The sequence below is a fragment of the Lentilactobacillus sp. SPB1-3 genome, from assembly GCF_026913205.2.
In the GTDB taxonomy this organism is placed as follows: Bacteria; Bacillota; Bacilli; order Lactobacillales; family Lactobacillaceae; genus Lentilactobacillus; species Lentilactobacillus terminaliae.
This window is the reverse complement of the sequence record NZ_CP168151.1, coordinates 1,113,065-1,125,764: the sequence shown is the minus strand read 5'-3', so window position 1 is coordinate 1,125,764 and position 12,700 is coordinate 1,113,065. Positions and strand designations below refer to the sequence as shown.

The 12,700-nt window shown below is 38.2% G+C and carries 8 protein-coding genes; 7 read left to right on the top strand and 1 reads right to left on the bottom strand.

The genetic code is table 11. The features are described from left to right. Nucleotides 1–5: 5 nt before the first annotated feature. The 6 genes from dnaG (at nt 6) to clpB (ending at nt 8,881) form a co-directional block, all read left to right on the top strand. The gene (gene dnaG, locus O0236_RS05630; RefSeq protein ID WP_268913130.1) at nt 6–1,850 is read left to right on the top strand and encodes a DNA primase; all 1,845 of its coding nucleotides are present in this window, start codon (nt 6–8) and stop codon (nt 1,848–1,850) included. Nucleotides 1,851–1,870: 20 nt separating this feature from the next. After that, nucleotides 1,871–3,007, top strand: a complete 1,137-nt coding sequence (gene rpoD / locus O0236_RS05625; RefSeq protein ID WP_268913129.1) for an RNA polymerase sigma factor RpoD — start codon at nt 1,871–1,873, stop codon at nt 3,005–3,007. 101 nt (nt 3,008–3,108) lie between these two features. After that, complete coding sequence (locus O0236_RS05620; protein ID WP_268913128.1) at nt 3,109–3,813, top strand: tRNA (adenine(22)-N(1))-methyltransferase; 705 nt, start codon at nt 3,109–3,111, stop codon at nt 3,811–3,813. Beyond that, entirely contained in the window at nt 3,803–4,918 is a 1,116-nt protein-coding gene (locus tag O0236_RS05615) for a Nif3-like dinuclear metal center hexameric protein (protein ID WP_268913127.1), read from the top strand. Before O0236_RS05620 ends, O0236_RS05615 begins: the two co-directional genes overlap by 11 nt. Before the next feature lie 16 nt (nt 4,919–4,934). Continuing rightward, nucleotides 4,935–6,173: a peptidase T gene (gene pepT / locus O0236_RS05610; RefSeq protein WP_268913126.1), complete on the top strand. Its 1,239-nt coding sequence runs from the start codon at nt 4,935–4,937 to the stop codon at nt 6,171–6,173. A 110-nt stretch (nt 6,174–6,283) separates the two neighbouring features. Next, nucleotides 6,284–8,881 carry an ATP-dependent chaperone ClpB gene (gene clpB / locus O0236_RS05605; RefSeq protein WP_268913125.1) on the top strand — a complete coding sequence of 866 codons (2,598 nt, stop codon included), beginning with the start codon at nt 6,284–6,286 and terminating at the stop codon, nt 8,879–8,881. Nucleotides 8,882–8,919: 38 nt separating this feature from the next. Here the strand turns inward: clpB and O0236_RS05600 are convergent, their stop codons facing one another. Continuing rightward, a complete protein-coding gene (locus tag O0236_RS05600) occupies nt 8,920–9,111 on the bottom strand; it encodes a DUF2929 family protein (RefSeq protein WP_268913124.1) in 192 nt (63 codons plus the stop codon). Nucleotides 9,112–9,231: 120 nt separating this feature from the next. On the opposite strand from O0236_RS05600, the gene dnaE reads away from it, so the two are divergent. Then, complete coding sequence (gene dnaE / locus O0236_RS05595) at nt 9,232–12,573, top strand: DNA polymerase III subunit alpha (RefSeq protein ID WP_268913123.1); 3,342 nt, start codon at nt 9,232–9,234, stop codon at nt 12,571–12,573. Nucleotides 12,574–12,700: the final 127 nt, after the last annotated feature.

Genomic DNA, 12,700 nt, shown 5'->3' with positions numbered 1-12,700 from the left:
GGTAAATGGCAATGATCCCTGAAGAAGTGATCGAGCAAGTTCGTTCACAAGTTAATATTGTTGACGTTGTGTCACAGTATGTTCAACTTACTCAATCTGGGAAAAATCTGTTTGGCCTGTGTCCTTTTCATGAGGAACGGACCCCATCTTTTTCGGTATCCGAAGACAAACAAATTTTTCATTGCTTTAGCTGTGGTCGTGGTGGTAACGTATTTAAATTTTTGATGGAACTCGAAAATTTAACGTTTCCAGAGGCTGTACGTAAGGTTGCTGACCTTCAAAATATTCATTTAGATGAAAAATATGCTAGTGATGGTAATCAGCAAGCAAAACGTGAAAACTCAGTTGCATTTCAATTAATGGATATCCACGAACAAGCAGTAACTTTGTACCATCATATTCTAGTTAATACTGAGTTAGGCCGACCTGCTTTAGATTATTTGAAGAAGCGCGGCTTAACCGATGACACCATTGAGAAGTATCATTTGGGATTCGCTCCAGGTCAACGATTATTAAAGCCATTCTTTGATGAAAAGAAAACTGATTTTCAGTTACTTAGAAAATCAGGATTGTTCTCAGAAAATGACAGTGGTGATTTGTATGATCGGTTTGTCGATCGGGTGATGTTTCCCATCAGAAACGAGAATGGTAAAACTGTGGCGTTTTCTGGAAGACTGCTTAATAAGCAACCGGACTTACCTAAGTATTTAAATAGTCCGGAAACAGAAATTTTTAATAAGCGTAAGGTGTTATTTAACCTCGATTCAGCTAGACTAAGTATTCGAAAAAATGATCCAGCAATCTTACTTGAAGGTTTCATGGATGTTATTTCAGCTGATCAGGCCGGAATCCATTCGGGAATCGCTTCAATGGGTACTAGCTTAACTGATGAGCAAGTGTACGACATTTCTCGTATTACCAACGAAGTCGTGATTTCTTATGATGGGGATACACCCGGTCAAAAAGCAATCAAGCGAGCAATCGACAGTTTTGCTAATAACTCTAAAGTCGCCGTAAAAATCGTGACGGTTCCTGACAATTTGGATCCGGATGAATTTATCAGGCAACGAGGAACTGATCAATTTATGGAGTTGGTAAAACATGCAGCTTCACCAATCGATTTTGAACTCAATTATCTAAAAAAGCAGTATAATTTAGAGTCGGAGGTTGATTCTGGTAATTATATTTCTGAAGCATTAACCGTAATTGCTAAGGAGTCATCTCCAATCACTCGTGACTTGTATCTAAATAAAGTTGCTAGTGAATTTAATGTTTCAAAGGAATTACTTAGTAGTCGGTTAGAAACTTTAGCCGCTTCTAATCAACGGCAGCAATCGCACAATGATAGTTCTTATCAACCTAATGTGGCGGTTGCACCGATAAATCAGCCTGCACAAGTTAGTCAGAAATGGAATCTGGTTCAATTTGCAGAAGCTAGGTTACTTAATCGGATGTTGCACGATCATGACATTTGGCTGAAAGTTCAGGGAATTGAAAATTTCGCATTTGTTGACGAAGAGTTTCAAATGCTGTATCTTTTGTCGGAAGGTTATTTCACTAAGTTCGACGAGTATAATGTGGCCACAATGAGTAGCTTCATTACTGAAAATGCTTTGCAATCGTTATTAGTGGAAATCGATTCACTAGATTTAGCTGGTGAATCTACTGATAGTGAAATCGACGATTATGTAAACTTGATTATAAATCGTGCGCCAGTTATTGATAAAATCGCAAGTAAACGTCAAGAATTACAGGAAGCTGTGACGATTGGGGACGTACAAAGGCAACGACAATTAACAATTGAGATTGTTCAATTGGAACAAAAAAAACAGGCTGGTAAACATGTTTAGCATACTGGGAGGCACTTTGAATGGCAAAAAAAGATGAAACAAAGAAAAGCGCAAAAACCGCTGAAAAGAAATTACCTTACCAAACAGAACTTAACGAGATCATCAAACATGATAAGCCAATTGGCCATGTTACTTATGATGAATTAAGCGAAAAAATCATTGAACAATATGCACTTGATGAAAAGGGCATTGAAGAGTTATTGGAAAATGTTGAAGATAACGGAATCAGTGTTGTTGATGAAAACGGCGATCCAGATCCACGGGCTATTGGGGCCGCTAAGAAAGTAACTAAGAAGGAACTTTCTGATGTTTCTGCTCCTACTGGAGTTAAAATTAATGATCCAGTTAGAATGTACCTTAAGGAAATTGGTCGAGTTTCATTATTAAGCGCGGATGAAGAAATCAATTTGGCTAAACGAATTGAAGATGGTGATGAAGAAGCTAAGCAAGAACTTGCTGAAGCTAACTTACGTTTGGTTGTTTCCATCGCTAAGCGTTACGTTGGTCGTGGAATGCAATTCCTTGATTTGATTCAAGAAGGTAACATGGGCTTGATGAAGGCCGTTGAGAAGTTTGATTATCGCAAAGGATTCAAGTTCTCAACTTATGCAACCTGGTGGATCAGACAGGCGATTACTCGTGCCATTGCTGACCAAGCCAGAACTATCCGGATTCCGGTTCACATGGTTGAAACTATCAACAAGTTAATCAGAATTCAAAGATTATTCTTGCAAGATCTTGGTCGTGAACCATTACCATTTGAAATTGGTGCAGAAATGGTTATGCCAACTGAAAAGGTTAGAGAAATCTTGAAGATTGCTCAAGAACCAGTTTCATTGGAAACACCAATTGGTGAAGAGGATGATTCTCATCTTGGTGACTTCATTGAAGATCAAGATGCTACATCCCCAGCTGATCATGCTGCATATGAATTGTTAAAAGAACAACTTGAAGGTGTCTTGGATACTTTGACAGATCGTGAAGAAAACGTTCTTCGTTTGAGATTCGGTCTTGATGATGGTCGGACAAGAACCCTTGAAGAAGTTGGTAAAGTGTTTGGTGTTACCCGTGAACGAATTCGTCAAATCGAAGCTAAGGCGTTACGTAAATTACGCCATCCTTCACGTAGTAAACAACTTAAAGATTTCTTAGAGTAAAAATAAAAACAGGGACAGCTTAACTAAATGTTGAGCTGTCCCTGTTTTTTTGTATGTGGATAAATTATAATTGAATTACCAAGCACATTGAGGAGTTAATAATGAATAGTACACATTTATCAGTCCGCCTTGCAACGGTGGGAAAATACGTAAAACCTAACAGTCGATTAGCAGATATTGGTTCAGATCATGCATATTTACCGATTAATTTAGCTTTAAACGGTATTATTAAGTATGGAGTAGTCGGAGAGGTTCGTGAAGGACCACTTGATAATGCCAAGCATGAGATTGCTAAAGCCGGTTTGAACGAAATGTTGCAGCCAAGGTTAGCTGATGGTTTAGCAGCCATTGAACCAGGAGATAATGTTGACCACATCACCATTGCCGGAATGGGGGGAGCTTTAATTACCCATATTCTTGAATCCGATAAAGAGCGTTTGACCGGTGAAGAAACCCTTATTTTACAACCAAACGTTGGTGAAGAAAATGTTAGGCGGTGGCTGATGGACAATGGTTACACCATTACTGCTGAAGACATCTTAGAAGAAGATGGTCATATCTACGAAATCATTGTTGGCCAACAAATCGGCCAAGTTCCTCAATATGCTGCTGAAGATTTATTCTTTGGACCGAAATTGAGAATTGAACAAAATCAAACGTTCATTAAAAAGTGGCAACGGGAATTAACCCAAAAGCAGGGCATCTTAGACAATATTGTTCAGTCACATCACGCTGATCAAACAAAAGTTAGTCAGTTCACAAACGAAATTGAAATGATAAAGGAGATCCTTAACAGTGAAAGTTAAGCAAGTTATCGACCGTTTCGAAAAGTTTGCTCCTAAGTATTTGGCGATGGAAAAAGATCCAGTCGGATTGCAATTAGGTTCATTGGATGCTGAAACTTCAAAATTAATGGTTACACTAGATGTTCGCCCTCAAGTTGTTGACGAAGCAATTGAGAACGGAGTTGATTTTATTTTTTCACATCATCCAATGATGTTTCGGCCAGCTAAAAATTTGGATTTATCTGATCCACAAAATGCAATGTACGCTAAGTTGATTCAAAATAATATTACAGTGTATTCAGCCCATACCAATTTGGATTTTGCAGATAATGGAATGAATGATTGGCTAGCCGAAAAATTAGGCCTTAAGAATTTATCTGGTATGGTGCCAGGTTATATCGATCCTGTTTATCGACTAACCGTTCAAGTGCCCAAGGTTTATTCGGCGGCCGTGAGAATGTCACTAGTTGATTCTGGCGCCGAAGTTAATAACAGCGAATATACTGGTTATACTTACGAAGTTGACGGAACTGCCTATTACGTACCTAAATCATTTTCTGATCCGGATTTGGGAAATGTTGGTGAACCAACCGAAAGAGGTAATGTCAGACTTGAATTCGAAGTGTTCAAAAGTAAAGTAGACCAAGTTATTAAAGCTCTTAACGATGTCCATCCACTACAAAAGCCCTTTTACAGTCTGATCAAGGTAGAAGATAAATTTCATCAATACACAATGGGTAGAGTGGGTGAACTCGAATCCGAAATGACACTCGCTGATTTTACTCAAATGGTTAAGGATAAATATCAAGTGGCTGGATTAAGAGTGATTGCTAACAATGAGCAACGGCAAGTTAAAAAAGTCGCAGTGCTTGGTGGGGATGGTGGTAAATTTTATCAACTTGCTCAAAAGATGGGCGCTGATGTTTACGTTACTGGTGATGTTTATTACCATACTGGTCATGATATGCTCGCTGCAGATATGCCGGTTATCGATCCAGGTCATCATATCGAAAGTATTTGTAAACCAAAGTTGGTTGAATTATTTAATAATTGGAAACGTGAATTGAACTGGGACATTCAAATTAGTGCCTCGCAACTAAATACTGATCCATTTACATTTAGATAATATTGGAGGAATCATTATGGCAAAATATACAGAATTAATTCCTAATTTTTTGAATTTTGTGAAGGAAAATACGCGGTCAAATCCTGACTCTACTACCATTCCTTCTTCTGAAAATCAGGTTGAGTTCATTAACAAATTAAAGAAGATGCTAGAAGATTTAAATTTGACCGATGTTCATATTAATCAACAAAGTGGGTATGTCTTTGCAACTCTCCCAGCCAATGTCTCGGATAAAGTTCCAGCAATTGGCTTTATTTCACATGTTGATACGGCGGCATTTAATTCAGTTAATATTGAGCCACAAATTCACGAGAATTATGACGGCCATTCAGTAATCAATTTAGACCAAGCGGGACAATATCAACTTAACCCTAAAGTATTTCCCAGTTTAAAGAAATATGAAGGAGACACTTTGATCACAACCGATGGCTCAACTTTGTTAGGAGCAGATGATAAGTCGGGTGTGGCAGAAATTATTTCTATGCTTACTTATTTTCAAAATAATCCAGAAGAAAAACACGGAACTATTAAGGTGGCATTTGGCCCTGATGAGGAAATTGGGACTGGTGCAGATCATTTTGATGTTGATGATTTTGGTGCTGACGTTGCTTATACTGTTGATGGTGGCCCATTAGGCGATCTTAACTATGAAACTTTCAACGCGGCAGCCGCTAAAGTAACAGTTACTGGTACTGATGTGCATCCAGCCGAAGCTAAGGGAATTATGGTCAACGCTATTCAAGTCGCCATGGATTTTCATAGCCAATTACCAGTATATGATCGTCCTGAAAAAACATCTGATCGGCAAGGATTTTTCCACGTTGACGATTTTCAAGGGACAGTTGACCATGCTGAAATGAGCTATATTATCAGAGATCATGATCGTGATCGATTCGAAGCTAGAAAACGTTTATTTGCCGGTATTGCCGATGAAATGAATCATGACTTCGGCGTTGATCGAATCAAGGTAGAACTAAAAGATCAATACTACAACATGGGAGAAATTGTTGCTAAGAATCCTGAAGTTGTGAAGATTGCTGAGCAAGCAATGGAAAATGTTGGTGTTAAGCCAAACGTCTTTCCGGTTCGTGGTGGTACAGATGGTTCTAAAATCTCTTACATGGGATTACCAACCCCTAACATCTTCGCCGGTGGTGAAAATATGCACGGTCGGTTTGAATATGTCTCAATTAAAACTATGGAACGAGCTGTCGATGTTATTATTGAAATTTCCAAACTTTACGCAAAAAAATAAACGTCAGGATTGGTCAAACAACAGATAATTTGTTAGAATATATGCAATCAAGTTTGGAATACAAAGTTATTTCAAACTTTTTTAATTACAGTAAAAAAGGTGATAATAAAATGAATCCAGATAATTTAACTGAAGCAGTGGCAACTGCGATATCATCTGCTCAACAAATTGCAGTTACTAGAAAACAACAAAATATTAGTGTTGCACATTTATTTAAAGCATTAGTTCAACCAGGAGAACTTGCTCGCCAGATTTATTCTGAATTGGGTTTAGACATCAACGCTGTTGAAAAAGAACTTGATGACGAAATTGACGCGATTGCTGTCGTAGAAGGGGCGAATGTCTCTTATGGTCAATCAATGTCTTCAAATCTGTATGAATTATTACAAGATGCTGAACAAGTAAAAAATAAGCTTGATGACAAATATATCGCAGTGGATACTTTAACGATTGCGTTAATGCGTATTCATGGTGACAAGTTTAAGGATTACCTTGCTAATCAAGATATTACTGAACAAAAAGTTCAAAATGTCGTTGATAAAATTCGTGGCGGACAAAAGGTAGTTAACAAAAACCAAGAAGATTCTTACCAATCTCTTGAGAAATATGGTACTGACTTAGTAAAAGCTGCTAGAGAAAATAAACTAGGTCCAATCGTAGGACGAGATAAAGAGATTCTTGAAGTAATCACTATTCTTTCAAGAAAGACGAAAAACAATCCAGTGCTGATCGGTGCTCCTGGTGTAGGGAAAACTGCAGTGGTTGAAGGACTAGCCAAACGAATTGCGTCTAATGATGTTCCTGAAAATCTTAAAGATAAGACCATTTACCAGCTAGATATGGGGTCATTGATTGCCGGTGCCAAGTACCGTGGCGAGTTTGAAGAACGGCTCCAAGCTGTGTTGAAGGAAGTTCGTAAGTCTGACGGTCAAATCATTATGTTCATTGATGAAATTCATAACATTGTTGGCGCAGGTAAAGCTGAAGGTAGTATGGATGCGGGTAATATCTTAAAGCCAATGCTGGCTCGGGGAGAGTTACATCTAATTGGTGCAACTACAATAGATGAATACCGTCAGTACATGGAAAAAGACAAAGCGCTTGAACGAAGATTCCAACGGGTACTGGTTGAAGAACCAACCGTCTTAGACACAATTACAATCTTACGAGGGCTGAGAGAAAGTTTAGAAATTCATCATGGCGTTAAAATTCATGATAATGCTTTAGTTGCAGCGGCCCAACTATCTGATCGTTATATTACTGATCGTAATTTGCCTGATAAAGCAATTGATTTGGTCGATGAGGCATCGGCTGAGATTAGGGTTGAGATGAACTCGCAACCGGCTGAATTAGATTCTGCTAATCGGCAATTGATTCGTTTAGAGGTCGAAGAAGCAGCCTTGAAGCAGGAAACTGATGACGCTTCTAAGAAACGATTGGCCAATGTTCAAAAAGATTTAGCGTCAATCAAAGAACGAGTCAATGAACTAAACGCCAGATGGGGTTCTGAAAAGAAGTCTATTCAACACCTTAGTGATGTGAAACGGAAATTAGATCAGGCCAAAAATGATTTGATCAATGCTGAAAATAATTACGATTTAAATGAAGCAGCTGTTTTACAACACGGAACGATTCCGGATCTAGAAAAAGAAATCAATGAATTGGAAAGCAATGATCAGCACGATGATTGGCTGGTTTCTGAATCTGTTACAAGCGAAGAGATTGCGGGTGTAGTAAGTCGGCAAACTGGTATTCCAGTCAATAAATTGGTTGAAGGTGAGAGGCAAAAATTACTGAAATTAGCCGATAACTTGCATCAGCGAGTCATTGGTCAAGACGAAGCCGTTACGGCTGTCTCAGATGCAGTTTTGCGTTCTCGGGCCGGATTGTCTGATCCATCTAAGCCATTAGGTTCATTCCTATTTCTTGGACCAACTGGTGTCGGTAAGACGGAATTGGCAAAGGCATTGGCAGAAGACTTGTTTGATTCCGAAGATCACATGGTCCGAATCGATATGTCTGAATATATGGAAAAAGAGTCAGTTTCAAGATTGGTTGGTGCAGCCCCTGGTTATGTAGGTTACGAAGAAGGTGGGCAGCTAACTGAAGCAGTTAGAAGAAATCCATATACGATTGTTTTATTTGATGAAATTGAAAAAGCTCATCCCGATGTCTTTAATATCTTACTTCAGGTCTTAGATGATGGCCGATTGACTGATAGTCAAGGTAGAACCATTAACTTTAAAAACACTATTTTGATTATGACTTCTAATTTAGGATCTGATATTCTTCTGTCTGGAACTGACGAGGACGGTAAAGTTAGTGAACAGGCTAAAGAACAAGTTAATACTTTGCTCCAAGCAAGTTTCAAACCAGAATTTCTAAATCGAATTGATGACGTAATTACATTTGCTCCGTTGACCAAAGACAACATTAAGCAAATTGTTCAAAAGATTATTGATCACTTATCTGAAAGGACGCGTGCTCAATTAATTACATTGAAGATTTCTGATGCTGCTAAGCAGTGGATCGCAGATAACGGTTATGATCCTCAATATGGGGCTCGACCAATGCAAAGATTTGTTACTAGTCGGGTTGAGACACCAATTGCTAAAATGATTATTGGTGATGAGATTGCCCCAGACAGTTCTGTACTAATTGATTTAGATAATGATAATCTAACTTTTAAAGTTACTAAAAATGCATAAAAAAAGAGTGAGTCGCAATCGACTCACTCTTTTTGTTATTAGGATTCGGAAACCTTGCTGATCAGGTAAATTCCGTTAACAGCAATAAATACAGTGATTGCTGCGGTAATTCCGATTTCTAGGCTACTATATGGCATTAATTCAAGGGCAGAAGCAATATATCCAATTACTTCACCGAAGATGAACGCCCAAAAAATTGCTACAATGTTGCTAATAATAAGTTTTGACATCATGCCCACCTCGCTATCAAAAGTATAATAGCACAATTAACTAAGAAAATAAATAGATTCTATGGGGATGCAAATTAATCCTCTGTTATAATTATAACTAATATAAAGGAGGCGTCACCTTTGAGTTTTGTCCCAATTCGAATTAAAACAGCATTTAGCTTGTTAAAAAGTCCGATTCGACTTACTGACCTAATTACCCAGGCCAAGAATCTTGGTTATCAAAGTTTGGGTATCAGTGATTTGAATGTTATGTATGCTGTTCCATCTTTTTATAACTTATGTTTACAAAATGGATTGAAACCAATCATTGGCTTGACGCTCGAAATGCCAGGAGTGATCTTAACAGAGCAGACTTATCCTTTAAGTCTGGTGGCAGTTAATAATGAAGGGTATCAAAATCTATTGCGGATTTCAACGCTAGCAAACACAACTGAAGATGCCAATGCCTCTCAGTTAGTTGATATGTTATCTGGTGTGGTCATTGTATTGCCCGCTTTAGGTGAAGTCAGTGATCTGATAGTTCAAGGTCAGCAACAACAAGTTTCGAAATTGATTGCCAGTTTCAGGGATATGGGTGTTAATGCCAATGACATCAAGCTGGGAGTTGATTTTCACCAATCGACAACGGTGGTTGACACTTTGAGCAAATTGGCTGCAGACAATGGCATCAAAATGATTGCTGATGTTAAAGTCGACTATTTAAAACCAGAAGATTTATTTTTGAGTCGAGTTTTAAATACAATCGATGATGGCACTAAAATTGAAAATGTTTTTGAAGCAAGTCGCAAGCGTGGTGAGTATTTCCTAAGACCTGCTGAAGAAGTTGAACAACAATTTATCCAAAAGAATTTGCAGAGTTCTCTACAGGAACTTGAGCAATTAGTAAATAATGCTAATGTCACGATTGATGTGCAGGATGCAAAGCTACCTAAATTTGTCACCCCTAATAATCAATCTTCACAAGACTATCTTAAAATGATTTGTGAACAAGGTTTACAAGACAGAATCGATTCTGACAAAATTGAGGATTCAAGACCATACTACGCTCGTTTACAACATGAATTAGAAGTCATTCATTCGATGGGGTTTGATGATTACTTTTTAATCGTTGAAGATGTTATCAATTTTGCTCATCGAACCAATATTATTACCGGACCCGGAAGAGGATCGGCTGCTGGTTCTCTAGTCGCTTATGTACTAAGAATTACGGATGTTGACCCAATTCGATATGACTTATTGTTTGAACGATTTTTAAACCCTGAGCGGGCACAAATGCCAGATATTGACTTGGATATTCCGGATACTAAGCGGGATGAGGTAATTCAATATGTCGGTAATAAGTATGGTCATGAGCGGGTCGGCCAAATCATAACATTTGGGACTTTGGCTGCGAAACAAGCAATTAGAGATGTTGGAAGGACGTTTGGCTTGTCAGTGACCCAACAGAATCAGTGGAGTCAGGCAATTCCCAATGCGTTACACATTTCGTTAAGGGATGCGCAAACTAATTCTCAACGATTGCAAAATTTGATTAGCGATTCATCAATCAACGCTGAACTATTTAAAGTCGCAAGCCAATTGGAAGGTTTGCCAAGACATTATTCAACTCATGCAGCTGGGGTAGTTTTAAGTGATGATCCGTTGGTAAACCATGTTCCGTTGCAGGATGGTAATGAAGGTTTATTGATGTCTCAGTATCCCAAGGAATATGTAGAAACTTCCGGTTTATTAAAGATGGATTTTCTGGGATTAAGAAATCTATCAATTTTAGCTGACATTCTTGATTTGGTTAGCGATAATTCAGGAGTCAAGATCGATCCTTCACAAATACCATTAGATGATTCGGATACCATCAAGTTATTCGCTGATGCAGATACCACCGGAATCTTTCAATTTGAATCCAATGGAATTCGTAATGTATTGAGAAAAATCGCTCCAACTTCATTTGAAGACGTTGCTTTAGTTAATGCTTTGTACCGTCCTGGTCCAATGGATAATATTGATGAGGTGGTCAACCGCAAGCATTCTCAACAACCTATTGATTATATTGATGATTCTTTGAAAAACATCTTGATGCCAACGTATGGGGTCATTGTTTATCAAGAGCAGGTTATGTTGGTTGCTAGTACATTGGCAGGATTTTCACTAGGTCAGGCCGACATCTTACGACGAGCTATGAGTAAGAAAAAAATCGCTGAGATGGAAAAAATGAAGGTTACCTTCATTGATGGTGCCAAACAGCGAGGATATTCCGAATCTGTGGCCAATAGAACATTTGAGTACATCGAGAAATTTGCGAACTATGGATTCAACAAGTCACATGCATTCGCCTATAGTAAGATGGCAATGGAATTAGCCTACTTGAAGGTTCATTACCCTGGAGAATTTTTCGCTGCCTTGTTAAGATCTGTTCAAAATAATGATGTGAAGGTCAAACAATATATAGCTGATGCTAAAAAACGGCAAATCACAATATTACCGCCTAGCATCAATGATAGTCAGGGAAACTTTGTGATCACTGATCAACAAATCAGGTTTGGATTAAGTAGTATCAAAGGTATCCGTAGTGATTTTGTTAGAGCTATTATGGATGAACGGCAAGTCAACGGAAAGTTCACATCGTTTCAAAATTTCATTAGCCGTATCGATGAAAAATTCAGAAAGATAGATAGTATAGAAGCGTTGATCTATTCTGGATGTTTTGATGAGTTCGCTAATAATCGTGCGGAGTTAATTGCTGCGGCTCCAGAGTTTATTGATTCTATTAATCTTTCAGGAAATTCGCTTAGTTTATTTAAGGCACTAGAACCCAAGATGCCACATTTAGATGATTTACCACTAACTACTAAGTTAACTAAGGAAAACGAGTTGCTGGGCGCATATCTTTCAGGCCATCCAACAGAAAGATTTCAGAAGTTAAATCAATTTGTGACTATAACTTCTATAGCTGATCTGACGAAGTCTATGAAAAATGTTTCTGTCTTGCTATATGTCACTAGGGTTAAGACGATTAGAACCAAAACCGGCAAGCAGATGGCGTTTATATCAGGTAATGACACGGTTGGAGATTTGTCTGTCACTGTTTTCCCGCAGTTGTTCAGTCAGATTCAGTCTTGGCTAAAAAAGGATTTAGTCTTATTGATCAACGGTAACGTTGAAGAACGAGACGCACTGGAACTAATTGCCAACAGCGTCGTTCCAGCGTCTAATGCACTATCATCATTTCAGCGCAAACAACCCAAAATATGGTACCTACGTTTAAATGACGGAGTAGATAAGCGCGCGGTATTTGCAATTATTAAAGAGTTGGCTAACCAAGCCAACACGTCACCAGTTGTGGTGTACGATGCCAAAACTGAAAAAGTAACTAAGTTAGAATCGAAACTGTGGTTGCCAAGTGATGATACAATAAAGGAAAAATTAGTCGATATTTTAGGTAGCGATAATGTGGTTTATAAGTGAATTTATAATTCAATTTCATCCATGTAAGCCTTTTCTTTGTTGGTAGTTGTAGATTTATCTTTTTTAACGAATGTGAGGCCTCAAAAATGGGCAGACATTGCGGTTTAAAAGTGATAAAATAATCTGT